Origin of the sequence: Amycolatopsis thermophila (genome assembly GCF_030814215.1) — a bacterium.
GTDB lineage: Bacteria > Actinomycetota > Actinomycetes > Mycobacteriales > Pseudonocardiaceae > Amycolatopsis_E > Amycolatopsis_E thermophila.
Window position 1 is genome coordinate 5,766,764 of the sequence record NZ_JAUSUT010000001.1, and the last position, 25,990, is coordinate 5,792,753.

Here is a 25,990-nt window from a genome sequence, read left to right on the forward strand (position 1 = left end):
TCTGCCACGATGGACACATGACACCGGCGCTCGTCTGGCTGATCGTCGCCATCGTCCTGATGGCCGCCGAAGTGCTGTCCGGCGACTTCTTCCTGCTGATGCTCGGCCTCGGCGCTCTCGTCGGCGCCGGGGCGGCGCTGATCACCGGCAACATCGTCGTCGACGCGATCGTGTTCGCCGTCGCCTCCGGCGCGCTGATCTTCCTCGCCCGGCCCGCGCTCAAGCGCCGGTTCCTGTCCGGGACGGGTCACCGCACCAACACCGAGGCGCTCATCGGCGCCAGGGCCGTGGTCCTGTCCGTTGTGGACGGCCACTCCGGGCGTGTCAAGCTGGCCGGCGACGTGTGGTCGGCACGGTCCATCACCGACGGTCAGCGAATCGAACCCGGCACGGCCGTGACCGTGGTAGAGATAGCGGGCGCCACGGCCGTGGTGGCGCCCGAGCCGTAACCGGACCTCAATACGAGGAGATCGATCTTGGGAACCGCAGCGATCATTGTTGTCGCGGTCATCGCCCTGTTCGTGATCGTGACGATCGCGAAGGCGATCATGGTGGTCCCGCAGGCCCAGGCCGCGGTGATCGAGCGGCTGGGCAGATTCAAGTCGGTCGCCTCGCCCGGCCTGAACTTCCTGGTGCCGTTCCTGGACAAGGTGCGGGCCCGCATCGACCTGCGCGAGCAGGTCGTGTCGTTCCCGCCGCAGCCGGTGATCACCGAGGACAACCTGACGGTGTCGATCGACACCGTCGTCTACTTCCAGGTCACCGATGCGCGGGCGGCGGTGTACGAGATCTCCAACTACATCGTCGGTGTCGAGCAGCTGACCACCACGACCCTGCGCAACGTGGTCGGTGGCATGACGCTGGAGCAGGCGCTGACCTCCCGCGACCAGATCAACAACCAGCTGCGCGGCGTGCTCGACGACGCCACCGGCCGGTGGGGCATCCGCGTGGCGCGGGTCGAGCTCAAGGCGATCGACCCGCCGCCGTCCATCCAGGACTCGATGGAGAAGCAGATGCGCGCCGACCGGGAGAAGCGCGCGATGATCCTCAACGCCGAAGGTCAGCGGGAAGCGCAGATCAAGACGGCCGAGGGCCAGAAGCAGTCGCAGATCCTGGCCGCGGAGGGCGCCAAGCAGGCCACCATCATGGCGGCCGAGGCGGAGCGGCAGTCGCGCATCCTGCGGGCGCAGGGTGAGCGCGCGGCCCGCTACCTGCAGGCGCAGGGGCAGGCCAAGGCGATCGAGAAGGTGTTCGCCGCGGTCAAGGCCGGCAAGCCGACGCCGGAGGTGCTGGCCTACCAGTACCTGCAGACCCTGCCGCAGATGGCGCAGGGCGACGCGAACAAGGTGTGGCTGGTGCCCAGCGACTACGGCAACGCGCTGCAGCAGTTCGCCCGCGCGTTCGCCAAGCAGGACGACGACGGCGTGTTCCGGTACGAGCCGGCGCACACCGACGGCGCCGAGCCGCCCACCCTGGACGACGACGAGGTGGCCAGCTGGTTCGACACCTCCACCGACCCGCGCATCGCCGAGGCGGTGCGCGAGGCCGAGGCGGTGGCCCGCAAGGAGGTGCCGGGGCCGATGGCGCACACGCCGCAGCCGCCGACGCCGCCGGCGACCAGTGCGCTGCGCGGCAGCCCGGTCGCGGAGGAGGCGCAGGAGACCCCGGCCGCGGAGCCGCCCGTGCCGCCGGTCCAGCCCGAGCCGCCGGCGATCCCGCCGACGGCGCCGACGCAGCAGTTCCCGCCGACGGCCGGCGGGCAGCAGGGCCAGCTGCCGACGCGCAACCCGGGCCAGCACTACACCAACCCGCCGCGGGGTCAGTACCCGCAGCAGCCGCCGCCCGCGCCGCCGCAGCAGTAGGCGCTTTCCGATGGGGGCCGCACCGGATCGGTGCGGCCCCCATCGTTGTCGGGTGGGTGGCCGGCTTCCCGTGAGGCGAGCGGTGTCGAAGGGCGACAGGCGCTCGGGGGTGAAGTGACCTCGCACCTCGGCGGAGGCGCTTGAGATGCAGCCGGCGCAGGGGGTCACGCCGGCGCTCGTTCCGGGGCCCGGCGGCGCGGCCGCGGCGCGGATGCCACCCTGGACCAATGAGCGAACAGCGCGATCCGGCCGTCACCGCGCAGCGCCGCCGCCTGCGGTGGGGCTCGATCCTCGCCACGGTGCTGGCACTGGCGATCCTGCTGCCGGGTGCGGCCGGCGCGCTCGGCACCACGTCGAACTGGCTGCCGTACGGGGTCGCCCTGGCGGTGCTCGCCGCGATCGGCTGGTACCAGTTCCGCCGGCTCAGCGGAGGTACACCGCGTCGTCCGTGATGTCGGCGCGGGACCGGTCCTTCAGCAGCACCACGCAGACGATCGTGACCGCCGACGCCAGCACCACGTACGCCGAGATCGAGTACGGGGTGCCCGTCACGTGCAGCAGCCACGTCGCCAGCAGTGGTGCGGGCCCGCCGGCGAACACCGACGCCAGCTGGTAGCCCAGGCCCGCCCCGCCGTAGCGCAGGTGCGTGGGGAAGCTTTCGCCGATCAGCGCGGCCTGCGGCCCGTACTGCATGGCGTGCGGGATCAACGACACCACGATCGCGATGAAGATGATGACCATGCCGCCGCTCTTCAGGACCGCGAAGTACGGGAACGCCAGCGCCCCGGTCAGCACCGCCCCGGTCAGGTAGACCCGTTTGCGGCCCAGCCGGTCCGACAGCTGCGAGAACCACGGGATCAGGGCCAGCTCGAGCGCTGCGCCGAGCAGCACCGCGTTGAGCACGAACGTCTTCGAGTAGTGGTGCTGGGCGACCACGTAGACCAGGACGTAGCTGGTGTAGAGGTAGAACGGCATCTGCTCGGAGAACCGCAGCCCGGCCGAGAGCAGGATCTCGCGCCAGTGGTGCTTGACCGCGTCCGTCACGGGGCTGCGGGAGGTCCGCTTCTGCGCCACGACCTTGGCGAACATCGGGGTCTCCAGGATCCGCAGCCGCATCACCAGGCCGATCCCGACCAGCACCAGGCTGGCCATGAACGGCACGCGCCAGCCCCACGAGGTGAACGAGGCGTCCGACAGGACCGCCGACAGCAGGGTCATGCCGCCGGTGCCGAGCACCAGGCCGACCGGCACGCCGATCTGGGCGAAACTGCCGAGCAGGCCGCGTTTGCGCTGGTCACCCCATTCCATGGCGAGCAGCACCGACCCGCTCCACTCGCCGCCGATCGCGATGCCCTGGATGAGCCGCAGTGCCACCAGGATCAGCGGGGCCGCGATCCCGATGGTCGCCGCACCGGGCAGGAAGCCGACCAGGCCGGAGGCGATGCCCATCATCAGCAGCGTGACGATGAGGGTCGTCTTGCGGCCGATCCGGTCGCCCCAGTACCCGAAGATCGCCGCGCCGACGGGCCGGGCGGCGAACCCCACCGCGTAGGTGGCGAAGGACTGCATCGCCCCCGCGTAACTGGAGGAGGCGGGGAAGAACAGGTGCGGGAAGATCAGTGCCGCGGCCGTGTTGTAGAGGAAGAAGTCGTACCACTCGATCGTGGTGCCGATGGCGCTGGCGACGGCCGCGCGCCGCACCTGGGTGCTCTGCTGACTGCTCTGAGCCTGAAGAACCGAGTCCGCTTCGTTGCGTCCGAGAACCATGTCGTCGTGCCTCCTGTGACCGGCCTCACTTGACGAAGACCATCCCTCACACGTGTGACGATGTCCAGGCCTGGATCGTCATTTCCCGCCCGTGACCACATCCCGCCGTGACCCCACCGAGATCTACGATTCGCCGCATGACGGAACCGAAGCCGCTGCGCGCCGACGCCCGGCGCAACCGGGCGCGCGTGCTGGACGCCGCCGAGACGGTGTTCGCCGCGCGGGGCACCGGCGCGCCGACCGAGGAGGTCGCGCGGGAGGCGGGTGTGGGCATCGGGACCGTGTTCCGGCACTTCCCGACCAAGGCGGCGCTGCTGGAGGCGGTGCTGGCGGAACGGATGCGCCGGTTCGTCGAGGAGGCGCAGTCCTTCGCCGCGGCCGAGGACCCGGAGAGCGCGTTCTTCGTGTTCCTGGGCCGGTGGGCGGAGATGTCGGCGGCCAAGAACGCCTACACCGACGCCCTGGCCGCCGCCGGTGCCGACGTGCCGCGCCTCGGGCCGGAGATCGGCGCCCAGGTGCGGGAGGCGGTGGGGGCTCTGCTGTCGCGGGCCCAGCTCACCGGTGCGGTGCGCGAGGACGTCGGGGTGACCGAGCTGATCGCGCTCATGGTCGGCGCGGCCCGCGCCGCCGAATACCTCGGCGAGGACGCGGCGCTGCGTGCCCGCACGCTGGGGATCGTGTTCGACGGGCTGCGGGCCCGCTGATCACCCGACCGGTCGCAGCGAAGGCCGTTTCGGGGCGAGCGCGTCGCCGGAGGACTCGCCGCGCAGGCGGCGGCCGATCCAGGGCAGGACGTGCTCGCGTCCCCACTTCAGGTTCTCGGCGCGCTGCCGGCGCGGGTGGACCAGCTCCCGCGGACCGAGCGCGGCGGGGGAGAGCTTGTGCGGGCGGCCGAGGAGGTCGAGCACGGCGATCGCGACCTCGGTGTGGCCGAGTGCGTTGAGGTGCAGGCGGTCGGCCGACCACAGTCGCCGGTCACGCAGCTGGCGCATCGCCCACATGTCCACCACGCGGGCCCCGTGCCGCTGAGCGATCACGCGGGTGTGCTCGTTGTAGATCGCGGTGCGGCCGCGCAGTTTGCGGAACACCGGGTCCTCCACACCGTCGACGCCGGTGAACAGCAGGACCGTGGCGCCGGTGCTGGCGAGCCGTTCCACGGCGTTCTCGAACCGGGCAGCCAGCGCGTCGATGTCGGCCTTGGGGCGCAGCAGGTCGTTGCCGCCGGCGTAGATCGACACCAGGTCCGGTTCCAGCGCCAGCGCCGGTTCCAGCTGCTCGGCGAGCACCTGGTCGAGCAGCCGTCCGCGGATGGCGAGGTTGGCGTAGCGGAACCCGGGGTCGGCGGCGGCGAGTTGCTCGGCCACCCGGTCGGCCCAGCCCCGCACGCCGTTCGGGCGCGCCGGGTCGTCGTCACCGACGCCTTCGGTGAAGGAGTCGCCGAGGGCCACGAAACGCTTGCACATGCTCAGCACTCTAGGCGCCGGGCCGGACCGGGCCGACGCCGTGCACCGTGCCGCCGGCAATGGCACGCAGTTTGTCCGGATTGGCCACGTTGTGGATGGTGCTGATGCGGCCGTCGGCGTCGAAGTCGAAGGTGACCGTGGCGATGACGCGGCCGGGGCCGCGGAACACCACGCCCGGCCCGCCGTTGATCTCGGCGAGTTCGGCGACCACGTCGGCCGGCTCGACGCCCTGGTAGGTGACGGTGCCGAGGGCCGCGAACCACGAGGCCACCGTGGCGGCGCCCACGACCGGGCGCAGGGCCTGGCGCACCTTGCCGCCGCCGTCGGTCCACAGTGTCACGTCCGGGGACAGCAGGTCCAGCAGGGCGTTGACGTCGCCGCCGGTCGCGGCGGCGAAGAACCGCTCGGTGACCGCCCGCTGCCGGGCGCGGTCGGTGGTGAAGCGCGGCCGGCGGGCCCGCACGTGCTCGCGGGCGCGGTGGGCGGCCTGCCGCACCGCGGCTTCGGAGCGGTCCACCGCCTCGGCGATCTCGGCGTGGCTGAAGGCGAAGACCTCGTTGAGCACGAACACCGCGCGCTCCAGCGGGCTCAACGTCTCCAGCACCACCAGCATCGCCATGGACACCGACTCCGCGCCGGTGACGGTGTCGGCGGTGTCGCCGCTGGTGAGGATCGGCTCCGGCAGCCACGGGCCCACGTAGGTCTCCCGCTTGTGCCGCGTGGAGCGCAGCCGTTCCAGTGCCAGGTTGGACACGATCCGCGCCAGGTAGGACTTGGGGTCGGCGACCTGCGACCGGTCGGCGGCCGACCACTTGATCCAGGCGTCCTGGACCGCGTCCTCGGCGTCGGCCGCGGTGCCGAGGACGCGGTAGGCCACCGCGAACAGCAGATCGCGGTACTGCTGGAACACCTCCTGATCGCGCTGGGTCACCTGGCGCCCCGCGTGAAGCGGCCACCGCGCGGCCAGAACGCGCCCGAGGCGGGCATCTTCTTCATGCGGCCGTAGGTCGGCCAGGGCGAGGCGGTCACGGTTTCCTTGTACCGCACCGCGAACCGGCCGGTGAGGTGAATCCGACGCGGACTGTCGTCGGGGTGGGTGAACTGCACCACCGCGTCGTGGCGGCCCAGGCTCACCGGGGTGTGGTAGTAGCCGAAGCGGAACGGCTTGGGCTCCTTGCCGTCCAGTGCGCGCAGGATCGACAGCGCCGCGTGCACCCCGGTCGGCATCCCGCTCTGGCAGGTGCCGTGCAGGACGCCGTAGCGCTGGCCGATCGCGGCGGCGTCGCCGACGGCGTAGACGTCGGGGTGCGACACCGACCGCAGCGCGGCGTCGGTGACGATACGGCCGCGGTCGTCGACGGTCAGGCCGGCGGCGGCCGCCAGCGGTGCGGCGCGGGTGCCGGCGGCCCACAGGACCACGTCGGCGGGGACGGTCCCGCCACCGGCGAGTTCGACCGCGTCCGGCAGCACCTTCACCACCTCGGTGCCGCTGCGGACTTCGACGCCCAGGCGGTGCAGGGCCGCATCGAGGTAGGCCTTGGCCTTGCGGTTCATCGCCGCGCCGGGTTCGCCGCGGCCGAGCAGCACGACGTCGAGTTCCGGGTGCTGTTCGGCGATCTCGGCGGCCGCCTCGATGCCGGTCGGCCCGGTGCCGGCGACCACGACCGTGCCGCCGCCGAGCCGGGTCAGCCGGCCGGCCAGCAGCTCGGCGTCCTCGGCGCTGTCGAGCGTGTGGGCGTGGTCCGCAGCGCCGGGCACGGTCGTGTCGGCCACACCGCCCAGTGCGTAGACGAGGGTGTCGTAGGGCAGGACGCGCTCGTCGTCGATCCGCACGGTCGAGGCGCCGAGATCCACCGCGGTCACCCAGCCCGGTACGAACCGCGCGCCGGTGCCGTCCAGCAGGTCCGGGATGCGCAGGTCGGCGAGCTGCTGCCCGGTGGCCGTCATCGGCAGGCGCAGCCGTTCGGTGAACCGCTCCCGCGCGTTCACCACGGTCACCTCGACGCCCTCGCGGCGCCGGGCGGCGAGCTGGATCGCCGCCGCCATGCCCGCATATCCGGCGCCCAGGATCAGGATTCGGTGGGTGGTCATCGTCTTCGCCTTCCTCGCTCGGATGGGGACGACCACCAGATGGAAGCTGCGACCGCGGACGTGACCCGATATGAGCCACGTCACAGCACAGGTGGCGGGAACTCCGGGTCGACGCCGGTCACGCGCCGGCCCTCATCTCGCGGAGGAAGACGATGTCGAGGTCGCGGATGCGGCCGGCGTCGCCGTCGACGGTGATGCGGCTGATCTTCCCGTCGGTGACGGTGAACCTGAAGACCGCCTTCGCCTGGCCGCGGTGTGTCCACACGGCCGCCGGGACGCCGTCGACCAGGGCGAGCCGGGCGGCCTGCGCGCGGCCGGAGAAGAACGCCGCCACCGCCCGGCCGCCGCGGATCTCGCCCGCCACCGCATCCGGGTCGAGCAGTTCGACCAGGGCCTCGAAGTCCCCGCCCCGGCAGGCGGTGAGGAAGGCGGCCACGATCTCCCGCTTCGGCGACCGCGCGGCGGCGGAGGTCTCGGCCGCCCCCTGCACCCGGCGCCGCGCCCGGCTGGCCAGCTGCCGCGCCGCGGCCGGCGACCGGTCGATGATCTCGCCGATCTCGCCGAACGACACGGCGAAGACGTCGTGCAGGACGAACGCGAGCCGCTCGGCCGGGGTCAGCGTGTCCAGCACGACCATCAGGGCGACACCCACCGAATCGGCCAGCAGCACCTCGTCCTCGGGCCCGGCCGGCCGGACGCCCGCACGCTCCTCCCGCGGCTCGGGCGGCAGTGCCCCGGCCGGGTCCTCGCGGCGGGACCGGCGCGCCTCGAGCATGTTCAGGCAGACCCGGGCCACGACCGTGGTCAGCCACCCGGCCGGGTTCTCCACCCGATCGGTGTCGGCGCGGCTGACCCGCAGCCACGCCTCCTGCACCGCGTCCTCGGCCTCGGCGCGCGAGCCGAGCATCCGGTGGGCCACCGCGCGCAGGCGGTCCTGGTGCTCGGTGAACCGCTCGCTCAGCCAGTCCTGCTCAGCCATCTGTCACGTTCCTCCGTCCCGGCCTGTCATACCCGTTGACCGGCGCCGTGGCGCCGATGTGACCAGCAGAACCGCAACCACCAGGAGACAGCCGTGTCGATTCAGGTGAGCGCCATCATGCTCGGTGTCCAGGACCTGGGCCGCGCCAAGAAGTTCTACGCCGAGGGCCTGGGCTGCGAGATCGAGCGGGACACCCCGCATTTCGTGTCGTTGAAGCTGGGCGAGGGGTCCCAGCAGCTGGCCCTGTACGAATGGGAGGCCGCGGCGCAGGACGCCGGCGTCTCCCCGGAGGGGTCGGGTTTCCGCGGTGCCTCGTTCCACATCGACCCCGGCTCACGGGAGGCCGTGGACGAGCTGATGCGCAACGCGGTCGCGGCCGGTGGCAGCGTGGTCAAGGAGGCGGCCCCCGCGCAGTGGGGCGGCTACTTCGGCTACTTCAGCGACCCGGACGGCTACCTGTGGAAGGTCACCACCTACGCGTCCTAGATTCCAGGGGGTCCCCGTGGCGCACGCCGCCACCGAACGGGAGCTGGGACTGGCCGCCACCGCCCGCGCGAGCACGTGCCGGCGATCGACAGTGCGAAGAAGGTGCAGCCCGGGGAGCCGGTCAGGCGCCGCACGCGGTAGCGGCTCGCGGCGTCAGGAGGCGCGGGCGCGGTGCTCGGCGACGTGCACCCGCGTCGCGCAGCGGGTGGAGCAGAACCGGCGGCGGCCGTTGCGCGAGGTGTCGACGAAGACGACGTCGCAGCCGTCGCGACCGCAGGTCCCCAGCCGTCCGCCGTCCTCGCACAGCAGGTGCGCCAGACCGCCCGCGGTGAAGGCCCGGATCCGCGGCGGCAGCGCGGCGTCCTCGGCGGCGTAGTGCAGGTGCGCGGGCAGGCCGTCGTGGCGGGAGATGAACGGGCGGCACGCGGTCTCCGCCAGCAGGTCGTTAACCAGGTCGATCCGCCGGTCCGGATCGGGCTCGGCGAACACCGGGCGCAGCCGCCGGCCCCACGCGCGCGCTTCGGCCGCGTCGGCGTCGGTGAGCCGGGTCAGCGACATGCCCGCGTCGCGCATCATCCGCAGCAGGTCGGCGGCGGATGCGCCGGGCATGTTGACCAGTCCCGCGGCGACCTGGGCGGCCGGCCCGCCGTAAGGGTTGAAATGCACAAAGTCATTACATCACGCTGGGGCCATGAACGACGATCGGTGCCCCCGGTGCCAGTGGCCCCTGTCCGATCTCCTCCACGGCGGGTCGAGCCATCCGGTCGCCGCGGGCCGGCTCGACTACCGGCGGTGCGTGTGCGGGACGTGGCTGCTGATCGTCAACGGCGCGCTCGCCGGGGCCACGCGGGGGCCTAAGATCGCGTCATGACGCGTGCGCTCGTGCTCGGCGGTGGTGGTGTGGCCGGAATCGCGTGGGAAACCGGTTTGTTGCACGGTTTGTCCGAGTCCGGTGTGGACGTTCTGGCGGCCGACCGGTTCATCGGCACCTCCGCCGGGTCGACGGTGGCCGCGCAGGTCACCACGGGGGTCCCACTGGCGGAACTGTTCCGCCGTCAGGTGGATCCGGCGCTGCGGACGCCGGAGATCACCGCGAACATCGACACCGAGGCGATGGTGGCGATGTTCGCCGAGGCGATGAGCGGGGCGACCGACGCCCGTGACGCGCGGCGTCGGATCGGCGAGTTCGCCCTGGCCGCGGAGACGGTGTCCGAGAGCGACCGGCTGAAGGTGATCGAGGCGCGCCTGCCGGTGCAGGAGTGGCCGGCGCGGGAGCTGCAGATCGTCGCGGTGGAAGCGGAGACCGGCGACGAGGTGATCTTCACCGCGGACTCCGGGGTGCCGCTGGTGCAGGCGGTCGCGGCCAGCTGCGCGGTGCCGGGCACCTGGCCGCCGGTGACCATCGGCGACCGCCACTACATCGACGGCGGAGTGCGTTCGATGGACAACGCCGACCTGGCCGCCGGTTCCGACCGCGTGCTGGTGCTGCAGGTCATGGAGATGCCCGGCGACGACGCCCTCGCCGGCCAGGTGGAGCGCCTGCGCGCCGGCGGCGCCCGCGTCCAGGTGGTCAAGCCGGACACCGCCGCCCTCGACGCCATCGGCCCCAACCCGCTCGACCCGGAAGTCCGCGGCCCAGCGGCCCAGGCCGGGTTCGAGCAGGGCAAACGCGCCGCCGCCGAGGTTTCCACGCTCTGGGGCTAGGGGACGCTCCGGCGTGCGGCCGGCGCCGGTGGGCTGTCGTGCCGTCGGATCGGTGTCCTGGATTTTTTGAAGAAATCCGGGCGGCGGTGTCGGATCGGGGTCGCGGTGTTCGTAGCAGGGGTGAGAGGCCGCCCACGAGGGGTGCCCCGAAGGACGAGGGAACCGCGATCATGAAGCTGACGACCACGACTCAGGTCACCATCGACGGTGTGATGCAGGGAAACGGCGGCGCGTCGGACGAGGACCGCAGGAACGGGTTCGAGCGCGGCGGATGGGCCCTGGGCAAGGGCGACGCCGAGACACAGGCGTTCATCAAGCAGACCTACCAGCGTGCCGACGCCTTCCTGTTCGGCAGGCGCACCTACGAGCTGTTCGCCGGATCGTGGGGGTCCCAGGCGGTCGGCGATGCCCCGGGCTGGGAACCCGTGTGGCAGGCGTTGAACACGCGGCCCAAGTACGTGGCATCGACCACCCTCACCGATCCGGCGTGGGCGGGCACCACCGTCCTGCCCGGAGACCTCGCGGCCGCCGTCCGGGAGCTGAAGGCCAAGTCGGGGGGTGAGCTGCAGGTCCACGGCAGTGGCGCCCTGACCCGGTGGCTGCTCGAGAACGATCTGGTCGACGAGATGACCCTGATCGTGGTCCCGGTGGTTCTCGGCCAGGGCGCGCGGTTGTTCCCGGAGACCGGCCCCGACCTCGCGCTCGACCTGGTCCGGTCGCGCGCCGACTCGAAGGGCGTGACGATCCAGGTCTACCGGCCGGCCGGGCGTCCGCGGTACGCCACGGCGTGAAGTCCCCGAACCGTGTTGACACCACAGGAGAGGATCCCGATGCGGTACCTGGTTTCCGTGATCGACGACAAGAGCAACCCGGGCAGCACCGACAGGCGGCCCGCCATCAGCGCGTTCAACGAACGACTGATGGCCGAGGGCTACTGGGTGTTCGCGGGCGGACTCGCGGACACCGACACCGCCACGGTCGTCGACAACCGGGGCGAGCAGCCGGTGATCAGCGACGGGCCGTTCGTGGAGTCGAAGGAGTACCTCGCCGGGGTCTGGGTGTGGGAGGTGCCCGATCTCGATGTGGCGCTCACGCTCGCCACCGAGGCGTCGAAGGTCTGCGATCGGAAGCTCGAGGTGCGGCCGTTCCTGTGACCGCCTCCCTGACCGGGCCGACCGCCGTGGGGCCGCTCAGCTCAGCTCGTAGCCGAACCAGATGTGTTTTGAACGCGCCGGCCCGGCCCCGCAGCGTCCCTTCGAACGACTCCGTGGCCACGTACTAGGTCCGGGTCACGGGCGGCCGGCGCGCGGCACGTCGACGCGGAAGGCGAGCAGGGCGGCCTCGCGGGTGTCCTTGCGGGTGTGCTCGAAGAAGTCCGGCGCCGCGCAGGCGAACAGGGTGCGGCCGTCGACGCCGCCGAGCATGCAGGCGAACACGCCGGTGCCCGGGTTGATCTCGTCGACGATCTCACCACCCTCCCGGACGCGGAGCAGCCGTCCGCCGATCCCGTCGGCGATCCACATCGCGCCCTCGGCGTCCAGGCAGCAGCCGTCCGGGGCGACGACGATCTGCGGCAGCGCCTTCCCGAAGTCCCGTTCGGTGGGCATGTCACCGAACTTCGCCCACGTGCGGCGGTTCCGCAGCGAGCCGTCGGGGGCGATGTCGAAGGCGGTGACGCGGTTGGCGAAGGTCTCGTCGACCATCAGCACGCCGTCGTCGGTGATGACGCTGCCGTTGGGGAACCACATGTCCTCGGCGACCGTGGTGACCGTGCCGTCGGGATCGACGCGCAGCAGGGCCGCGGGCGCGACCGGCGCCTGGTTCATCAGGTCGAACCCGAAGTTGCCGACGTAGGCGCGGCCCTGGGCGTCGACGACCATGTCGTTGAGGTGCCCGGTGACCTGGGCCGAGAGGTCGGCGTGGGTGACGAGCGTGCCGTCGGGCTCGCGGCGCAGCAGGCGCGCGTCGCGCATCGACACGATCAGCAGGCGGCCGTCGGGCAGCCAGCCGAGCCCGGAGGGCTGCTGCGGGACCTCGGCCTCCACGCGCAGGTCGCTGCCGTCCTCGGTCGCGGAGAACACCCGGTGGGTGTAGAAGTCGGCGAACCAGATGCGCCCCTCGTGCCAGCGCGGGCACTCGAGGTAGGAAAAGCCGTCCAGAAGCGCCTGTGTCACTGTGGTTCTCCCGTGGGGTCGCTGTGCGGTGTGGACAGTCAGCCACGCCCTCCGGTCGGTGTCAAGATCGCCGGTGGCGGGCGTCGGCGAGCAGTTGCGCGAGTGTGTGGACCGGCGAGGTCTCCAGCTTGTGCCGGTGCGCGTCGTAGTGGTCGCGGGTGGTGCGGATGTCGGCGTGGCCCAGCAGGTCCTGCACCTTCTGCACCGGCACGTCGTGGGCGAGCAGCAGGGTGCCGGTGGTGCGCCGGGCGGTGTGCGGGCTGATCGTGCTCGCCGCCTCCAGTCCCGCCGCCTCGGCCTGGGTGCGCAGCAGGTGCCAGACGTGGCGCTGGGAGAGCGCTTTCCCGCCGGGCTTGGCCGGGTCGTGCGGGTGCGGGGTGGTCGCGAGGAGCGGCCCGCGCAGCTGGTCGAGCGTGACCCCCGTGCGCGCGGCGCGCAGTTCGAGGTAGCGCCGCAGGGGGTGCAGGGCGGCCGGGACGAGGGGCACGAAGTCGCGGTGACCGCCTTTGCCGGTGTAGCGCAGGATCGTGTGCCCGGCGTCGCTGTCGAGGTCCCCGACCTCGGCCGTGGTGACGGCCGAGACGCGCACACCGGTGTAGAACAGCAGCGCCACCACGGCCGCGTCCCGCCAGGAGGCCTCGGTGTCGTTGCGGCGCGCGCGGTCCTCGACGTGGTTGAGCAGGGCCGCGGCGGAATCCCGGTCGAGCGCCGGCAGCGGCGGGCGCTTGCCGGTTTTCGGGCGGTTGACGGCGGCGACCGGGTTGCGCTCGGTCAGGTCGTTGGATTGCAGGTACCGGTACCAGCTCGAGACGCCGGCCAGGGTGCGGCCGACGGTCGACGGTGAGGCGGGCCGGACCGTGCCGTCCCGTCCGGTGACGGTGAGGCCGTTCTTCCAGGCGTCGACGTCCGCGCGGCGGGCCTGCAGGGGATCGAGCCCGGTGCGGTCGCACCACGACAGCCAGGCGGCGAGGTCCGCGTAGTAGGCGCGGCGGGTGTGCTCGGTCTTGTCCGTCTCCAGCCACAGCACCGTCACGTGACGAATCGCGTACCGATCCCGGGGGTCGGCCGGGGGCAGTGCGGGCAGCAGGTCGACCGCGGCCGCAAGCGTCTCCCGGAGGGTCGCCGGCGAGCCTCCGGGGAGGGTCAGGGCGTTCGTGATCGGCACCAGCGGGGCAGGGTCGGTCATAACTGGCATTATCACCGAGCAAGATCACGGGGTTGTTGAGCAGTTTCGCGTGTCGTTCAACCGATTTAGCTTACGCGTACGCGAAACTAGACGGGTGACGATGGACCTGGTGGAGGGCGGAATCTGCGCCCTGGACGGCTGTGAGAACCCGCTGCCCGCGCCGGCGGTGGACGAGAACGGGCGACGCAAGGGCGGGCGGCCGTCGTCGTACTGCTCGAAGGCGCACGCGGACGCCGCGTCCCGGGCCCGGCGCGCGCTGCAGACGGCGGCGACCGTGGAGCCCCTGGCGGAGTTGCGGCGGGTGACCGAGGCGCTGGATCCGGTGGTGGCGCCGCTGCTGGAGGCGCTGGCGGGGATGCGGTCGCGGCTGGCGGAGGCGGAGGAGGGTGCGCTGGCGCAGGTGCGGCAGGCCGAAGAGGACGCCCGTGCGGCGCGGGCGGAGGCCGAGGAAGCCGGCCGGCGGGCGGAGCAGGCCGCGCGCGAGCGGGACCGGGCGCTGGTGGCGGCGCGCGAGGATCAGTCGGCGCGCGCGGCGGCGGAGAAGGCGGCCGCGAAAGCGGTCGCCGAGTCGGACCGGGTGCAGCGTGAGGCGTGGGCGACGGTGGCCGAGCACGAGCGCGCGAAGGGCGCGGCAGAGTCGGCCCGCGCCGCGGCGGAGCGGTCGCGGGACGAGATGGCGGGGACCTTGCGGGCGACACAGTCACAGCTGGACCGGGTGCAAGAGGACCGCGAGGGATTGCGGCACGAGCTGGATGGCCTCCGCGCCCAGCTCCGGGAAAGCGCCACCGAGCTGGCGGTGCTGGCCGAACGGCTCGCTGCCGCGCAGGCGCAGCTCACCTCTGCCGAGCGGGCGGCCGAGCACGCCCGCCGGGAGATCGCCGTGGCCCGCGAGGCGGCCGAGCGGAGCCGCTCCGAGCGGGACGAGGCCCATCGCCGACTGGCGGAGGAGCAGGCCGCGCGTCAGGTCGCGCAGGCACGCGCCGATGCGGCGGAGTCGACCGCCGCGACGACCCGTGCCGAACTGGCCCAGATCCGCGAGCGCCTCGAGCATTTCCTGGCGACGCGCCCCACGTCCGACGCCACACCCCCGGAGAGCGAAGCGCCTGCGTCCGAGAGCTCCGCAGCGGAGACGGCCACGGCGGAGTAGGGGGTGGCGTGCCTGGAGGCGTTGCCCGGCGACCCGCGGCCTTCGGTTTGCAGGTGAACGCGTACCGGGAAGGCTGAGCCTGGTCGCGTCGGTCGATCAGACCGGGCAGGTCGAGCAGCGGCCCGCGTTGCGCTACGACCGCACCATGCAGTACTTCGCGACCGTCTTGTCCGGCGAGGCGAAAGCCGTGCTCGACGCGGCCGAGCTGCTCGTGAAGATCCACTCCCGGGCCACGGGTCCGGAGCCGGTCACCGGCCGCCGTGGCATTCGATCCGCTACCCCTACGAGGTGTTCGGCCCCGGCAAGCTGGCGGGCCTGGGCGGCGGCCGCGCATTTCCAGACGATCGACCCGGACGCCGTGCCGCGGAACCGCGCGGGGGTGCGTGAGTACTTCGAACGCTACCGGCCGAAGCTGGTCGGCTCCGAGGTCGCGCAGGACATGATGGACTTCCTGCTCGACGCGTCGCAGTACCTGGTACCGAAGCGGATTCCCGCGTGGCTGCGTCTGGTCATCACCCGTGGGGTGCGGATGGGCGTCGTCGCGCCGCGTGCGGTTCCGGTCGTGGCGCCGGTGCCGCTGGGCGTCCCGCCGGAGCGGGACGTGATCTGGTTCCCGGCGGAGGCCTACCGCCATTTCGGCAAGCAGACGCCGCGCGAACAGTACGCGACGTTGATCGGGTCGGGCACCGCGCCGCAGCCGTATCCGGTGCACCACCACGAGCCGGTAGTGGAATTCGCCGCCGGGAAGGCGCCGCGGACCGCCTGACTTGCGGGTCCGCTTGGTGAGTTCCGGGCCCCGAACACGCCCACGGGCCGCGACGGTGGCCGGGCAGCCCCGGGGTCAGGGCCGGGTGGCGGTGAAGATCGCGTGGCCGGCGTGCAGCCAGACGAGGTCGACGCCGGCGAAGCCGGCCTCGCTCAGCCAGGTCAGGTTCTCGGCGACCGAGGAGGGGGTGTCGACCGGGTCGGGGCCGGGCAGGCGGTAGTAGTTCCACTGCGCCTGCGCGAACGCGCGAGCGGCCTCCGCGCCGCCCGCCTCCAGCACGGCGCGGTCCCAGTGCGCCGCCGCGATGTCGCGGGCCCGCGCGCCGACGGGTTCGACCAGGTCGGCCATGACGAACACCCCGCCGGGCACGAGCATGGCGTACAGGTCGCGGTACAGATCGCGTTTGCCGGGCCCGTCGAGGTGGTGCACGGCGAGCGAGGTCATCACACCGCCGTACGCCCCGCACCGCCAAACGCGGTCGTGGACATCGGCCCGCACGTGCTCCCACCGGGTGCCGAAGCGCGCCAGCCGCTGCGCGGCCTTGTCCAGCATCTCGGGGGAGCCGTCGAGCAGGGTCACGCGCCCGGCGGCATGACGGCGCAGGTACTCCTCGGCCAGCAGACCCTCACCGCAGCACAGGTCGAGCACGTGCGGCTCGGCCAGATCGTCCAGCAGATCGGCCACCGTCTCGATCTGCTCACGCCGCCGGGGCACGAACGCGTCGCCGTAGGTGGTGAAGAGGTCGCTGTCGGACGGCCGCCAGCCGGCGATCCGGTCATCGGGCATGAGCCCACCGTAGCCAGTACCGGGCCGGTCACCCCAGCGCGGCGCGGGCGCGGTCGAGGAACACGCGCGCCGCCGGGCTCACCGGTCCCGCCGCCCGCCACGCGAGAGCCAGGCAGCCCCGCAGCGGCGGATCGGTGATGGGCAGCGGGTGCAGGTCGGGACGCGCCGTGGCGACCGACTCCGGCAGGATCGCGACCCCGAGCCCGCGCGCGGCGAGGTCGGCCAGCACCGTCGGGTGCGCGGCCTCGAACCCGATCCGCGCGGTGAGCCCCTTGGCGGCGAACGCCTCGTCGAGCCGCGCCCGCAACCCGGTGCCGGCGGGCAGGCTGATCAGGGGGCGGGACCGCAACTCCTCCAGCGGCACGTCCGCGCGTGCGGCCCAGGCGTCGTCGCGGCCCACAGCCGCGAAGATCGCCTGGTCGGTGAGGACCGCGACGTCCAACCCGGACGGTCGCTCGTCGGTGGCCATGCTGACGATCGCCGCGTCCAGCCGCCCGGTGCGGATGCCGTCGGTCAGCTGCTCGGACCGGTCCTCGACGAGCGTGATCTCCACACCGGGGTACTCGTCGTGGAAGTCGGCGAGCAGGCCCGGCACGTCGAAGTTGTGCGAGGTCACCATGCCGAGCGCGACCCGGCCGCGCACCAGCCCGCGGAACTCGTCGGCGACCAGGCGCGCCCCGGCGACCGCGGCCAGGGCCGCCCGGGCGTAGGGCAGGACCGCCTCGCCGACCTCGGTGGGCCGCACGGCGCGCCCGGACCGGTCGAGCAGCTCGTGGCCCAGCTCCCGTTCCAGCCGCCTGATCTGGGCGGACACGCCCGGCTGAGCCACGTGCACCCGCTCCGCGGCGCGCGTGAAGTTGCCCTCCTCGGCGACCATCACGAAGTACTCCAGCTGGCGCAGTTCCATAACAGTCGATTCTAACTCCTAGATTCACCAGCTCTTGGACTTCTGGCCGTGGCCAGGACACGCTGGGGGAGACGAAAGGAGCACAACCATGATCGAGAAGGCCACCACACCCGAGGACCTGGCCGTGATGTTCGTCGAGCGCGCCAACGCGCGGGACGCGAAGGCGATGTCGGAGCTCTACGCCGAGGACGCGGTGCTGGCGTTCCCGCCCGGTTCGCAGACGGTCGGGCGCGAGGCCATCCGCACGGTGCTCGAACGGCTGGTCGAGCAGGGCGGCGAGTTCCAGGTCGAGGACCCGATGCCGACGGTGTACTACGGCGATCTCGCCCTGACCTCGACACGGCCCGCCGACGACACCGGCGGACGCGTCCAGGTCGTGAAACGGCAGCCGGACGGGACCTGGCTGCGGATCATCGACCGTCCGGAGATCCACCGTCCCCGGTGAGCCGGGCCCGCCCCGCGCGGTACGGTGATCGTCACGACGACCGAGGAGGTGAGACCCGTTTCCGCAACCGCAACCCGGGTGCTCCCTTCCGGCGGCCACCACGACCGGTGAGCCGCGAGCGCCCGTTCTCCCGAAAGGCGCTCCCATGTCGCTCGATTCCGTTCTCGTCGGCCGTCTGCGCGCGGCCGGCTGTGTGTTCGCCGAGGACGAAGCCCGTCTCCTGCTCGAAGCCGCCCGCACGCCGGCCGAGCTGGAGGTGCTCACGGCCCGGCGGGTCGCCGGTGAGCCGCTGGAACACCTCCTCGGCTGGGCGGAGTTCCGGGACCTGCGCATCCACGTGGAGCCGGGGGTGTTCGTGCCGCGCCGCCGCACCGAGCTGCTGGTCGAGCAGGCGGTGCGGTTCGCCCCGGCGCACCCGGTCGCCGTGGACCTGTGCTGCGGTTCGGGTGCGGCGGGCGCCGCCCTGGCCGCCGAGCTCGACCTCGCCGAGCTGCACGCCGCCGATCTCGATCCCGCCGCCGTGCGGTGCGCCCGGCGCAACATCACCCGTGGGCAGGTCCACGAAGGCGACCTCTACGACGCGCTGCCCGCACGGTTGCGCGGGCGCGTGGACCTGCTGGTGGCGAACGCACCGTACGTGCCGACGGAGGCCGTCGCGCTCATGCCACCCGAGGCTCGGCTGCACGAGCCGCAACTGGCCCTCGACGGGGGCTCCGACGGGCTCGACATCCTACGCCGCGTGGTCGCCGGTGCACCGGACTGGCTCGCGCCGGGCGGCCACCTGTTCGTCGAGACGAGTGAACGGCAAGCACCGGTGCTCGCCGGGGCGGCGACCGCGGCCGGACTCGCGGCACAGGTGGTCACCTCCGCCGACCTGGACGCCACGGCGATCGTCGCCCGCCGTGACTGACCGGGTCGAACACCGCTACGGGCCGGAGAACATCCGGCTGGTCACCGCGTCCTTCCGCGGCCACCACTTCGTGCCACACACCCACAGCGAGTACGCCATCGCGGTCGTCGAACGCGGCGTCGAGGCGGTGCGGTACCGCGGCGTCACCGAACACGCGCCCGCGGGCAGCCTCTTGCTCCTCGACGCCGACACCGTCCACGCGGGACGACCGGCGGTCGCCGAAGGCTGGGACTACCGCGTCTTCTACGTCCCACCGGAGCTTCTGGCCGAACTGGCCGGGCACCGGCCGCGCTTCACCACGCCCACGCCGCACGATCCCGACCTCACCGCCCGGCTCACCGGCCTGCACCGCGATCCGGCGCTGGACACCCTCGAGGAAGCGTTTTCCCTCGTCCTGGCCCGGTATTCGAGCACCGCTCCGGACGAGGCCGACGCGCCCGCCGTCGTGCGGCGCGTGCGGCGCGCCCTGCACGCCGATCTCCACCACACCCCGAGCCTCGAGGAGCTCGCGGAGTTCGCCGGGATGCCCCGCTTCCAGCTCCTGCGGGCCTTCCGCCGGGAGACCGGCCTGACCCCGCACGGTTATCTGCGGCAACTGCGGCTGCGGCACGCGCAGCAGTTGCTCACCGCCGGCCACACCGTCGCCCGCGCCGCCGCGGAAAGCGGTTTCCACGACCAGTCGCACCTGCACCGGCATTTCCGCCGCACCTTCGGCGGGACCCCGGGCAGCTTCGCGCGCAACGACGTACAAGGCGGGCGGCGGTGCGACTCCTAGCGTCACCGGTCATGGACGAGTACACCCGCCCCGAGTTCTCCCGCAGCGCCCTGCTGACGATCGACCTGCAGCAGGATTTCCTCGACATCCCCGGAACACGTGCGGTGCTGCCCGCCGTGCGGCGCCTGACGCGCGCCTTCCTCGACGCCGGGCGGCCGGTCGTGCACGCCGTGCGCCTGTACCGGCCGGACGGCAGCAACGCCGAGCGGTGCCGGCGCGCCACGATCGCCGCGGGCAGCACCATGGCCGCGCCGGGTTCGGCGGGCTCCCAGCTCGCCGACGGTCTCGGTGGCGTACTCGATCACGAGACCCTGCTGGCGGGCGAGGTCCAGGAGTTCCGGCCGGGGGAGTACGCGATGTACAAGCCGCGGTGGAGCGCGTTCTTCCGCACGCCCCTGGCCGAGCACCTGGCGCCGGTCACGACGGTCGTCGTGACCGGCGCCAACTACCCGAACTGTCCGCGCTCGACCCTGATCGAGGCCACCGAACTCGACTTCCGCACCGTGGCGGTGCGCGACGCGATCTCCGGCTGGGCCGACGCCGCCGACCGCGAACTGGCCGGCCTGGGCATCGCCTGCCTCCCGGAGGCGGAGGTGCTGTCCGGCTTGGCCGGTGTCACCGCGTGCCGCGGCGGGACGGCACACTAGGCCGGACGGAGGTTTTGCCTTGTGTCGACCAGACCAGCTGTGGCTTCTTAGGACCGCGTACCAGCTGCCGGATGAGGAGTGCCGTGAGCCAGGCCAGTGAACTTTCCGGGCACGACCGCACCGACCCGGTGCGCGAACGGGCCCGCACCTTCGATCACCTCGACCCGGCGGTGGCGGGAACCGTGCACGAGGTGCTGGGCGAGTTCCGGCGGGAATGCCCGGTCGCGCACAGCGAAGCACACGGCGGCATGTTCGTGGTGACCCGGTTCGACGACCTCAAGCACGTCGCCGAGCACGGGGAGGTCTTCTCCTCGGCCGCGGAAGTCGGAGCGGTGGTCGTGGCGCCCGAGACCGGCGCCGTGATCGCGCCACTGTTCGAACAGGACCTGGCCGAGCACGCCGCCTGGCGGCGGCATCTCCAGCCGTTCTTCACCCCACGCGCCGCGGCGACGCACACCGACTACGTGCGCCGCGTCGCCCGGGAAGTCGTGGCCGAGCTCGCCCCGCTCGGCGAGGCCGATCTGGTGCCGGCGTTGTGCGCGCGGATCCCGCCACTGGTGATCGCCTCGCTGATGGGCATCCCGGAACCGGAGCGGCCGGTGCTGGCGTCGCTGGTGCACCGGCTGGCCGGCGCCGGCAGCGAGCAGGAGGCCGCCGCCGTCGGCCAGGAGTACACCGAGTTCCTGCTCGCCCAGATCCGGTCCCGCCGCGGCAAGGACGGCGACGACGTGCTGACCTCGGTCGTCAACAGCGAGATCGGCGGCAAGCTCGCCGGCGACTACGAACTGCTCAAGTTCGCGTTCCTGCTCGTGGCCGCGGGGAATCTGACGACCACCGACCAGCTGGCCAGCATCCTGCTCGAGCTGGCCCAGGACCCGGCGCTGCGCGCTCGTGTCGTGGCCGACCCCGGCCTGATCCCGCAGCTGGTCGAGGAGAGCGTGCGGCACGAGTCGGCGGTCGCGGCGACCGGCCGTACCGTGGTCGCGGAGACCGAACTGGCCGGCGTGCCGTTGCGGCCAGGTGACCGGATGCTGCTGACCTGGGGCTCGGGCAACCGCGACGAGCGCTACTTCCCCGACGGCGACGAGTTCCGGCTGGGCCGGCCGCGCAAGCCGCACCTGGGCTGGGGCGCGGGCGCCCACCGCTGCCTCGGACTGCACGTGGCGCGCGTGGAGCTGCGGGTGATCTGCGAAGAACTGCTCGCCGCCATCCCGGATTTCACGTTGCCCCCGGGGTTCGTGCCGCAACGCACCTACGGCGTGATCCGGGGCGTGAAAGCGCTTCCCGTGGTGTGGTCAGCCGACCGCTGAGCGGATGCCGCGCAGGACGGGTTCCAGGTTCGCCACCGTGGCAGCAACGGCTGCCTCGGCGTCGCCGCGTTCCAGGGCCTCGAGGAGGTCGGCGTGGGCGGGGGAGGAGTCCGGCAGGTCCGTCTCGTGGCGGACCAGTTCGGTCAGGATCTCCCGCAGCACCGGCTCGGCGGCGGTGAACAGGCTGAGCAGGAGGGCGTTGCCGGACAGCTCCACGACGGCGCGGTGGAAGGCGAGATCGGCGTCGACGAACACCGCCGGGTCGCTGTCCTTCGTGTTCTGCCGCTCCTGAAGGCCCGCCCGGAGGCGTTCGACGTCCTCGGGCCGGACGCGCTGCGCCGCGAGGCGGGCGGCCTCGACCTCCAGCGCCCGGCGGACCTCGTAGACCTCGAGGACGCGTGCCCGTCGCACCAGCCGGCGCACGTCCCCGGTGTCGTTCTCCGCGGCGGCGACGAACGTCCCGGCGCCGTGCCGGACGTCGAGCAGCCCGTCCTGGACCAGCAGGCGAACCGCCTCCCGCACCGAGGAACGCCCGACGCCGAACTCGGCCGCGAGCTGCACCTCGTTGGGGAGCCGGTCGCCGGTGGACCAGTCGCCGCGCCGCAGACGCTGCCGCAGCAGGCTCGCCACCTGGGGCACCACCGGTCCACGGCGCAGCTCGGTCATGGCGGGAACCGTAGCACCGCAGACGTCTGAGGACTCTGGCCGCGCTCACAGTGCGGCCGATCAGGCGCCGTGGCGGCGCGCCCCATCGGGCGGGAGGTCAGCGGGGGAGATGCGTGCTGTGCGCGTCGAAGGCCCGTTGCAGCTCCCAGTCGGTGAGCAGGAAGAGGAACGGGCGGCCCGCGCAGCGGGGGCACACCGTCGCGCAGGCGGCCTCGAAGCCGTCCGGCCCGCTGAACACCGAGGTGACGACGCGCAGATCGTCGTCGTCGGCGCCGCACCCGTCGCACTTCTCGGCGATCGGGCAGGCGCTGCGGTCGGTGAGCGCGTCCCGCGACGGGTCGAAGGCCAGGTTGTCCAGATCGTCGTCGTCCTGCCACGCCGGCGGCCGGGACTGGCGCAGACGCCGCCAGCGGCTCTGCAGCTTCAAGGCCATCGCGCTGTCCCTTCCTGCCGCGGTGGGTGGATCTCCATGCTGGGACGGCTGTCGCCGGAGGGGCGGGAAGATGACCGGGTCGGGTGGCAGGAACGCACCGATCAGGGGACGCGGCGGCGCTCACCGGGGTGAGCCTTTTCCGGCCCGGCACCAGGCCGCAACCACACCTTTGCCGAGGCGAACACGGCCGAAAACGAGGCCAACCTCATCAACGGCTACTACGCGCGGCCCGCGATCCTGAACTGGCCGGGGATGTGACCGGCAGGCAGGTTCTCGACGCCGGCTGCGGTTCCGGGGGCCCTGTCCGCGGTGCTGCGCGACCGGGGAGCCATCGTGACCGGCTTCGACTCCAGCGCCAGGATGGTGGAGCTGGCTCGGCAGCGGCTCAGCGCCGACGCGGCTGTGCAGGTGGCCGATCTGGGCAGCCCGCTGCCGTTTCCCGACGGCGCGTTCGACGATGTCGTCGCCGCCTTGGTACTGCACTACCTGGGGGACTGGACCGCGCCACTGGCCGAGTTGCGGCGCGTGCTCAGGCCCCGCGGCCGGCTGATCGTGTCCGTCCACCACCCGACAGAGGGCCGTGCTGACCTACTGGCAGCGGGGTTCCGAACAGCCGTCATCAGCGAACCGCGCCCAGCACCCGGTGCCCGCGACCTGTTCCGGGATGAACTCGCGGACAGGTCGGCGTTTCTGTGCTTTCTGTTCTTCGTCCTGGAGGCCGCCTCTCGATCAAACGACGAGCGGTGACGGGACGGGCGGCTCGGCGAACTCCCGCTAGCCGCCTTTTTTGCGGTGGTTGGCATTGAAGCGCGCCTTCTTCTGCCGGTTCCCGCACGTGTTCATGTCACACCATTTGCGCGTGCGACTTTGGCTGGTGTCGAAGAAGGCGGCTTGACAGGTTGGTGATGCGCACAGGGCCAATTTCCCGTCTCGTTCGCCCGCGATGATGCTGATCGCGTCGGCGGCGATGACGCCGAGGGCATCTTCCACGCAGGATGCCGAGCTGAGCTGCCATCGGCGCTCACCCTCGGGGGTCAGGACAGCCGCGGCCCGGCCCTGAGCGCTGCAGTCGTTGATGACCCGGACCGCGGACGCGGGGAGGGCGTGCCGGAGCGCGGCCGCTGTCGCGGCGGCGTGAATCGCTTCCCGCAATTCCCAAGCGCGTTCGAGCTGGGCGGTGGTGCAGGCCTCCACGGCAAGACCGTTCACCGCCAGCCAGTCGGCGAGTCGCTGGGGCGTGGGAATGCGCTCGACAGCATTGCCGTGACGCTCCGACAGAGTCCCCGTGAAGCTCGTCGCCAGCACGTTGCCGAGGCGGAAGTCAGGGAACCCGGCCGGCATGGAACCACCTTAGCAGGTTGCTCGCTGGCGTCAGCGCGTGCTAGAACCGTCTAAGCCGGTTCCTACGATGGCCAGGAGGTCTCATGTCCCGCCCACCCAGCGACGTGCAAGCATGTGAAGCCCGCGCACCCGAGGCCGACCTCGACGATCTGCGCGCGCGACTGGCCGCGGCGCGGCTACCGGAGGTCGAGACGGTCCATCGCGCTGGGCCCGACCCTCGCCGATGGGAACAGGGTGTTCCTCTCGCCGACCTCGTGGACGTCGTCGACTACTGGCGGACCGGGTACGACTGGCGGGCGTTCGAAGAGCGGCTCAACCGTATCGGCCAGTTCCGCACGACCCTCGATGATCTGGGAATCCACTTCCTGCACCGCCGGTCCGCGCGCGCGGACGCCACTCCGCTGATCTTGACGCACGGCTGGCCAGGAAGCATTGCCGAGTTCGTCGATCTCGTGGACGAGCTGGCAGATCCGGACGATGCCGGCGCGCCGGCGTTCCACGTCGTGGTTCCCTCGCTACCGGGCTTTGGTTACAGCGACAAGCCGGCGACCACCGGGTGGGGAACCGAAAAGATCGCGGCCGCATGGGTGGAACTGATGGGAAGGCTGGGCTACCGCGAGTTCGTGGCCCACGGCGGCGACTGGGGCGGCAATATCACCACGGTTCTCGGCGGCAGGTTCCCGGCGCACGTTCTCGGCATCCACACGACGTTCGCGGAGGGACCGCCCGGGTTGACAATGGACGGGCTGACGGCGGTCGAGCGCACATGGGCCGAGGACACTCGCGATTTCTGGCGCCACCGTGCGGCGTACGCGAAGCAGCAGGCCACTCGACCGCAGACCATCGGCTATTCGCTCGTCGACTCACCGGTCGGGCTTCTCGCCTGGATCCTCGACAAGTTCGCCGAGTGGTCGGACACCGAAGACAGCCCGTTCGAGACGATTTCCAGGGACCGCATTCTCGACGACGTAACCCTGTACTGGCTGACGCGGAGCGGCGCATCATCGGCCCGCATCTACTACGAAAGCCACAACTCGCTGGACCCCGACCTCCGGGTCGACGTCCCGTCGGCGATCACCATGTATCCCCGCGACGTCGAGAAGTGCCCGCGCCCCTGGGCGCAGGAGCGGTACCGGCAGATCGTCCGATGGAGGTCGCCCGAACGCGGGGGACACTTCCCGTCGCTGGAGGTTCCCGGGTATTTCGTCAAGGACCTGCAGGAAGGGCTCGCCGCAGTGCTGGCCGCTCATCGGTGAACGCGTCTGGGTGCCGGGCCTCGGGTGACACACCAGGGGAGTCACGAGACCCGGCTCAGCCGCTGGGCCACGGGGGAGAGCAGCTCATCGGCCCAGTCCATCACCGCCCGCCGTCGGCTGCGCGGCCGGTCTATGCGGCGTATCCGCCGTCGATCCTGAGCACTGCGCCGGTGACGTAGGAGGCTTGTGGGCTGGCGAGGAAGACGACGCCGGCGGCGATCTCCTCGGGCCTGCCGTACCGCCCCATCGCCGCGGTCGGGAGGAACGTGGCTGCGGCCGGGCCGTCGGCGGGGTTTCCTTCGGTGTCGATGAACCCGGGCTGGATGACGTTGACCGTGATGCCCCGCTGCGCCAGATCGCGCGCCGCGCCCCGGCTGAAGCCCTCCAGGGCCGACTTCGTGCCCGTGTAGTACGCCATCCCCTGGAAGCCCGCCCGGGTGGCGACACCCGAGCTGATGCTGACGATCCGCCCGCCCTCGGGCAGCACCGGCACCGCCGCCTGGATCGCGGCCACCACGCTGGTGTAGTTGACGGCGAGCTGCCGCTCGATGGCGGCCTGGTCGACCACCTCGGCGCCGACGAGACCGCCACCGCCCGCGGCCGCGTTGTTGACCAGGATGTCCAGCTTCCCGAACTGCTCGACCACGCTGTGGATCAGGCCGGCCGCCTGCGACGCGTCCGCCTGGTCGGCCCGCAACGCCGCCGCGCGCACTCCCTGTGCCTCCAGGTCGGCGACCACGGCCTTGGCCCGCTCCGCCGAGGACGAGTAGCTGATCGCGACGTCGGCTCCTTCCTCAGCCAGCGCCAGGGCCGATGCCGCCCCGATGCCGCGCGATCCGCCGGTGACGATCGCTACCTTGCCGTCCAGCTTTCCCATGTGCTTCCCACT

31 protein-coding genes and 1 pseudogene are annotated in these 25,990 nt (G+C 72.2%); 18 read left to right on the plus strand and 14 right to left on the minus strand.

Going from position 1 to position 25,990, the window contains the following annotated elements; all coding sequences use genetic code 11:
- Positions 1–17: 17 nt before the first annotated feature.
- The 3 genes from FB470_RS28275 (at position 18) to FB470_RS28285 (ending at position 2,314) form a co-directional block, all read left to right on the plus strand.
- Entirely contained in the window at positions 18–449 is a 432-nt protein-coding gene (locus tag FB470_RS28275; protein ID WP_306996447.1) for an NfeD family protein, read from the plus strand.
- Positions 450–476: 27 nt separating this feature from the next.
- Complete coding sequence (locus FB470_RS28280) at positions 477–1,862, plus strand: SPFH domain-containing protein (RefSeq protein WP_306996448.1); 1,386 nt, start codon at positions 477–479, stop codon at positions 1,860–1,862.
- Between the two features lie 227 nt (positions 1,863–2,089).
- Complete coding sequence (locus tag FB470_RS28285; protein ID WP_306996449.1) at positions 2,090–2,314, plus strand: hypothetical protein; 225 nt, start codon at positions 2,090–2,092, stop codon at positions 2,312–2,314.
- Here the strand turns inward: FB470_RS28285 and FB470_RS28290 are convergent.
- Complete coding sequence (locus FB470_RS28290; RefSeq protein ID WP_306996450.1) at positions 2,286–3,629, minus strand: MFS transporter; 1,344 nt, start codon at positions 3,627–3,629, stop codon at positions 2,286–2,288. The two genes, FB470_RS28285 and FB470_RS28290, sit on opposite strands and share 29 nt — an antisense overlap.
- A gap of 137 nt (positions 3,630–3,766) precedes the next feature.
- Here FB470_RS28290 and FB470_RS28295 point away from each other — a divergent pair, with 137 nt between their 5' ends.
- Complete coding sequence (locus tag FB470_RS28295; protein ID WP_306996451.1) at positions 3,767–4,333, plus strand: TetR/AcrR family transcriptional regulator; 567 nt, start codon at positions 3,767–3,769, stop codon at positions 4,331–4,333.
- Here the strand turns inward: FB470_RS28295 and FB470_RS28300 are convergent, their stop codons facing one another.
- From FB470_RS28300 to FB470_RS28315, 4 genes are all read right to left on the minus strand, one after another.
- A complete protein-coding gene (locus FB470_RS28300; RefSeq protein ID WP_306996452.1) occupies positions 4,334–5,092 on the minus strand; it encodes an SGNH/GDSL hydrolase family protein in 759 nt (252 codons plus the stop codon).
- Positions 5,093–5,102: 10 nt separating this feature from the next.
- Positions 5,103–6,023, minus strand: a complete 921-nt coding sequence (locus tag FB470_RS28305; RefSeq protein WP_306996453.1) for an RNA polymerase sigma-70 factor — start codon at positions 6,021–6,023, stop codon at positions 5,103–5,105.
- Complete coding sequence (locus FB470_RS28310) at positions 6,020–7,183, minus strand: NAD(P)/FAD-dependent oxidoreductase (RefSeq protein WP_306996454.1); 1,164 nt, start codon at positions 7,181–7,183, stop codon at positions 6,020–6,022. Before FB470_RS28310 ends, FB470_RS28305 begins: the two co-directional genes overlap by 4 nt.
- Before the next feature lie 118 nt (positions 7,184–7,301).
- Positions 7,302–8,162 (minus strand): sigma-70 family RNA polymerase sigma factor, encoded by an 861-nt coding sequence (locus FB470_RS28315; protein ID WP_306996455.1) that lies wholly within the window; start codon positions 8,160–8,162, stop codon positions 7,302–7,304.
- A 93-nt stretch (positions 8,163–8,255) separates the two neighbouring features.
- On the opposite strand from FB470_RS28315, the gene FB470_RS28320 reads away from it, so the two are divergent.
- A complete protein-coding gene (locus FB470_RS28320; RefSeq protein ID WP_306996456.1) occupies positions 8,256–8,648 on the plus strand; it encodes a VOC family protein in 393 nt (130 codons plus the stop codon).
- Positions 8,649–8,801: 153 nt separating this feature from the next.
- Here the strand turns inward: FB470_RS28320 and FB470_RS28325 are convergent, their stop codons facing one another.
- Positions 8,802–9,314, minus strand: a complete 513-nt coding sequence (locus FB470_RS28325) for a CGNR zinc finger domain-containing protein (protein WP_306996457.1) — start codon at positions 9,312–9,314, stop codon at positions 8,802–8,804.
- 25 nt (positions 9,315–9,339) lie between these two features.
- On the opposite strand from FB470_RS28325, the gene FB470_RS28330 reads away from it, so the two are divergent.
- The 4 genes from FB470_RS28330 (at position 9,340) to FB470_RS28345 (ending at position 11,506) form a co-directional block, all read left to right on the plus strand.
- Entirely contained in the window at positions 9,340–9,519 is a 180-nt protein-coding gene (locus tag FB470_RS28330; protein WP_306996458.1) for a hypothetical protein, read from the plus strand.
- The gene (locus FB470_RS28335; protein ID WP_306996459.1) at positions 9,516–10,352 is read left to right on the plus strand and encodes a patatin-like phospholipase family protein; all 837 of its coding nucleotides are present in this window, start codon (positions 9,516–9,518) and stop codon (positions 10,350–10,352) included. Before FB470_RS28330 ends, FB470_RS28335 begins: the two co-directional genes overlap by 4 nt.
- A 170-nt stretch (positions 10,353–10,522) precedes the next feature.
- Complete coding sequence (locus tag FB470_RS28340; protein ID WP_306996460.1) at positions 10,523–11,143, plus strand: dihydrofolate reductase family protein; 621 nt, start codon at positions 10,523–10,525, stop codon at positions 11,141–11,143.
- 39 nt (positions 11,144–11,182) lie between these two features.
- Positions 11,183–11,506, plus strand: a complete 324-nt coding sequence (locus tag FB470_RS28345) for a YciI family protein (protein WP_306996461.1) — start codon at positions 11,183–11,185, stop codon at positions 11,504–11,506.
- Positions 11,507–11,641: 135 nt separating this feature from the next.
- On the opposite strand, the gene FB470_RS28350 is transcribed toward FB470_RS28345, so the two are convergent.
- Both FB470_RS28350 and FB470_RS28355 read right to left on the minus strand, forming a co-directional pair.
- The gene (locus tag FB470_RS28350) at positions 11,642–12,526 is read right to left on the minus strand and encodes an SMP-30/gluconolactonase/LRE family protein (RefSeq protein WP_306996462.1); all 885 of its coding nucleotides are present in this window, start codon (positions 12,524–12,526) and stop codon (positions 11,642–11,644) included.
- 61 nt (positions 12,527–12,587) lie between these two features.
- Positions 12,588–13,712 (minus strand): tyrosine-type recombinase/integrase, encoded by a 1,125-nt coding sequence (locus FB470_RS28355; protein ID WP_306996463.1) that lies wholly within the window; start codon positions 13,710–13,712, stop codon positions 12,588–12,590.
- 100 nt (positions 13,713–13,812) lie between these two features.
- Between FB470_RS28355 and FB470_RS28360 the strand changes: the two genes are divergently transcribed.
- Together FB470_RS28360 and FB470_RS28365 are read left to right on the plus strand one after the other, a co-directional pair.
- Positions 13,813–14,859, plus strand: coding sequence for a coiled-coil domain-containing protein (locus FB470_RS28360; RefSeq protein WP_370876706.1), 1,047 nt, complete (start codon positions 13,813–13,815; stop codon positions 14,857–14,859).
- 145 nt (positions 14,860–15,004) lie between these two features.
- The gene (locus FB470_RS28365; protein WP_306996465.1) at positions 15,005–15,625 is read left to right on the plus strand and encodes an oxygenase MpaB family protein; all 621 of its coding nucleotides are present in this window, start codon (positions 15,005–15,007) and stop codon (positions 15,623–15,625) included.
- 75 nt (positions 15,626–15,700) lie between these two features.
- Here the strand turns inward: FB470_RS28365 and FB470_RS28370 are convergent, their stop codons facing one another.
- Together FB470_RS28370 and FB470_RS28375 are read right to left on the minus strand one after the other, a co-directional pair.
- Positions 15,701–16,411 carry a class I SAM-dependent methyltransferase gene (locus FB470_RS28370; RefSeq protein WP_306996466.1) on the minus strand — a complete coding sequence of 237 codons (711 nt, stop codon included), beginning with the start codon at positions 16,409–16,411 and terminating at the stop codon, positions 15,701–15,703.
- A gap of 28 nt (positions 16,412–16,439) precedes the next feature.
- A complete protein-coding gene (locus FB470_RS28375) occupies positions 16,440–17,318 on the minus strand; it encodes a LysR family transcriptional regulator (RefSeq protein ID WP_306996467.1) in 879 nt (292 codons plus the stop codon).
- An 88-nt stretch (positions 17,319–17,406) separates the two neighbouring features.
- On the opposite strand from FB470_RS28375, the gene FB470_RS28380 reads away from it, so the two are divergent.
- The 5 genes from FB470_RS28380 (at position 17,407) to FB470_RS28400 (ending at position 21,405) form a co-directional block, all read left to right on the plus strand.
- A complete protein-coding gene (locus tag FB470_RS28380) occupies positions 17,407–17,763 on the plus strand; it encodes a YybH family protein (RefSeq protein WP_306996468.1) in 357 nt (118 codons plus the stop codon).
- Between the two features lie 145 nt (positions 17,764–17,908).
- Positions 17,909–18,673: a putative protein N(5)-glutamine methyltransferase gene (locus FB470_RS28385; RefSeq protein ID WP_306996469.1), complete on the plus strand. Its 765-nt coding sequence runs from the start codon at positions 17,909–17,911 to the stop codon at positions 18,671–18,673.
- Complete coding sequence (locus FB470_RS28390) at positions 18,666–19,448, plus strand: AraC family transcriptional regulator (protein ID WP_306996470.1); 783 nt, start codon at positions 18,666–18,668, stop codon at positions 19,446–19,448. Before FB470_RS28385 ends, FB470_RS28390 begins: the two co-directional genes overlap by 8 nt.
- Positions 19,449–19,459: 11 nt before the next feature.
- Positions 19,460–20,095, plus strand: a complete 636-nt coding sequence (locus FB470_RS28395; protein ID WP_306996471.1) for a cysteine hydrolase family protein — start codon at positions 19,460–19,462, stop codon at positions 20,093–20,095.
- Positions 20,096–20,178: 83 nt separating this feature from the next.
- Positions 20,179–21,405 (plus strand): cytochrome P450, encoded by a 1,227-nt coding sequence (locus tag FB470_RS28400; RefSeq protein ID WP_306996472.1) that lies wholly within the window; start codon positions 20,179–20,181, stop codon positions 21,403–21,405.
- Here FB470_RS28400 and FB470_RS28405 read toward each other — a convergent pair.
- Both FB470_RS28405 and FB470_RS28410 read right to left on the minus strand, forming a co-directional pair.
- The gene (locus tag FB470_RS28405; protein ID WP_306996473.1) at positions 21,391–22,071 is read right to left on the minus strand and encodes a FadR/GntR family transcriptional regulator; all 681 of its coding nucleotides are present in this window, start codon (positions 22,069–22,071) and stop codon (positions 21,391–21,393) included. The two genes, FB470_RS28400 and FB470_RS28405, sit on opposite strands and share 15 nt — an antisense overlap.
- A 97-nt stretch (positions 22,072–22,168) precedes the next feature.
- Positions 22,169–22,504, minus strand: a complete 336-nt coding sequence (locus tag FB470_RS28410) for a hypothetical protein (RefSeq protein WP_306996474.1) — start codon at positions 22,502–22,504, stop codon at positions 22,169–22,171.
- A gap of 207 nt (positions 22,505–22,711) precedes the next feature.
- Here FB470_RS28410 and FB470_RS28415 point away from each other — a divergent pair.
- Positions 22,712–23,251, plus strand: a pseudogene (locus FB470_RS28415) (class I SAM-dependent methyltransferase).
- 27 nt (positions 23,252–23,278) lie between these two features.
- Here the strand turns inward: FB470_RS28415 and FB470_RS28420 are convergent.
- Positions 23,279–23,845 carry a CGNR zinc finger domain-containing protein gene (locus tag FB470_RS28420; protein WP_306996475.1) on the minus strand — a complete coding sequence of 189 codons (567 nt, stop codon included), beginning with the start codon at positions 23,843–23,845 and terminating at the stop codon, positions 23,279–23,281.
- 83 nt (positions 23,846–23,928) lie between these two features.
- Here FB470_RS28420 and FB470_RS28425 point away from each other — a divergent pair, with 83 nt between their 5' ends.
- Entirely contained in the window at positions 23,929–25,101 is a 1,173-nt protein-coding gene (locus FB470_RS28425) for an epoxide hydrolase family protein (RefSeq protein WP_306996476.1), read from the plus strand.
- A 130-nt stretch (positions 25,102–25,231) separates the two neighbouring features.
- Here the strand turns inward: FB470_RS28425 and FB470_RS28430 are convergent, their stop codons facing one another.
- Positions 25,232–25,978: an SDR family NAD(P)-dependent oxidoreductase gene (locus FB470_RS28430; RefSeq protein WP_306996477.1), complete on the minus strand. Its 747-nt coding sequence runs from the start codon at positions 25,976–25,978 to the stop codon at positions 25,232–25,234.
- Between the last annotated feature and the right edge of the window lie 12 nt (positions 25,979–25,990).

What these genes read in the sequence shown, in the direction of transcription:
- FB470_RS28340 (WP_306996460.1), top strand. Translation starts at nt 10,523, where the DNA reads ATGAAGCTGACGACCACGACTCAGGTCACCATCGACGGTGTGATGCAG.
- FB470_RS28335 (WP_306996459.1), top strand. Translation starts at nt 9,516, where the DNA reads ATGACGCGTGCGCTCGTGCTCGGCGGTGGTGGTGTGGCCGGAATCGCG.
- FB470_RS28375 (WP_306996467.1), bottom strand. Translation starts at nt 17,318, where the DNA reads ATGGAACTGCGCCAGCTGGAGTACTTCGTGATGGTCGCCGAGGAGGGC.
- FB470_RS28370 (WP_306996466.1), bottom strand. Translation starts at nt 16,411, where the DNA reads ATGCCCGATGACCGGATCGCCGGCTGGCGGCCGTCCGACAGCGACCTC.
- FB470_RS28295 (WP_306996451.1), top strand. Translation starts at nt 3,767, where the DNA reads ATGACGGAACCGAAGCCGCTGCGCGCCGACGCCCGGCGCAACCGGGCG.
- FB470_RS28310 (WP_306996454.1), bottom strand. Translation starts at nt 7,183, where the DNA reads ATGACCACCCACCGAATCCTGATCCTGGGCGCCGGATATGCGGGCATG.
- FB470_RS28410 (WP_306996474.1), bottom strand. Translation starts at nt 22,504, where the DNA reads ATGGCCTTGAAGCTGCAGAGCCGCTGGCGGCGTCTGCGCCAGTCCCGG.
- FB470_RS28285 (WP_306996449.1), top strand. Translation starts at nt 2,090, where the DNA reads ATGAGCGAACAGCGCGATCCGGCCGTCACCGCGCAGCGCCGCCGCCTG.
- FB470_RS28425 (WP_306996476.1), top strand. Translation starts at nt 23,929, where the DNA reads ATGTCCCGCCCACCCAGCGACGTGCAAGCATGTGAAGCCCGCGCACCC.
- FB470_RS28430 (WP_306996477.1), bottom strand. Translation starts at nt 25,978, where the DNA reads ATGGGAAAGCTGGACGGCAAGGTAGCGATCGTCACCGGCGGATCGCGC.
- FB470_RS28385 (WP_306996469.1), top strand. Translation starts at nt 17,909, where the DNA reads ATGTCGCTCGATTCCGTTCTCGTCGGCCGTCTGCGCGCGGCCGGCTGT.
- FB470_RS28380 (WP_306996468.1), top strand. Translation starts at nt 17,407, where the DNA reads ATGATCGAGAAGGCCACCACACCCGAGGACCTGGCCGTGATGTTCGTC.
- FB470_RS28420 (WP_306996475.1), bottom strand. Translation starts at nt 23,845, where the DNA reads ATGCCGGCCGGGTTCCCTGACTTCCGCCTCGGCAACGTGCTGGCGACG.
- FB470_RS28330 (WP_306996458.1), top strand. Translation starts at nt 9,340, where the DNA reads ATGAACGACGATCGGTGCCCCCGGTGCCAGTGGCCCCTGTCCGATCTC.
- FB470_RS28360 (WP_370876706.1), top strand. Translation starts at nt 13,813, where the DNA reads ATGGACCTGGTGGAGGGCGGAATCTGCGCCCTGGACGGCTGTGAGAAC.
- FB470_RS28395 (WP_306996471.1), top strand. Translation starts at nt 19,460, where the DNA reads ATGGACGAGTACACCCGCCCCGAGTTCTCCCGCAGCGCCCTGCTGACG.
- FB470_RS28405 (WP_306996473.1), bottom strand. Translation starts at nt 22,071, where the DNA reads ATGACCGAGCTGCGCCGTGGACCGGTGGTGCCCCAGGTGGCGAGCCTG.
- FB470_RS28365 (WP_306996465.1), top strand. Translation starts at nt 15,005, where the DNA reads ATGCAGTACTTCGCGACCGTCTTGTCCGGCGAGGCGAAAGCCGTGCTC.
- FB470_RS28315 (WP_306996455.1), bottom strand. Translation starts at nt 8,162, where the DNA reads ATGGCTGAGCAGGACTGGCTGAGCGAGCGGTTCACCGAGCACCAGGAC.
- FB470_RS28300 (WP_306996452.1), bottom strand. Translation starts at nt 5,092, where the DNA reads ATGTGCAAGCGTTTCGTGGCCCTCGGCGACTCCTTCACCGAAGGCGTC.
- FB470_RS28355 (WP_306996463.1), bottom strand. Translation starts at nt 13,712, where the DNA reads ATGACCGACCCTGCCCCGCTGGTGCCGATCACGAACGCCCTGACCCTC.
- FB470_RS28345 (WP_306996461.1), top strand. Translation starts at nt 11,183, where the DNA reads ATGCGGTACCTGGTTTCCGTGATCGACGACAAGAGCAACCCGGGCAGC.
- FB470_RS28290 (WP_306996450.1), bottom strand. Translation starts at nt 3,629, where the DNA reads ATGGTTCTCGGACGCAACGAAGCGGACTCGGTTCTTCAGGCTCAGAGC.
- FB470_RS28275 (WP_306996447.1), top strand. Translation starts at nt 18, where the DNA reads ATGACACCGGCGCTCGTCTGGCTGATCGTCGCCATCGTCCTGATGGCC.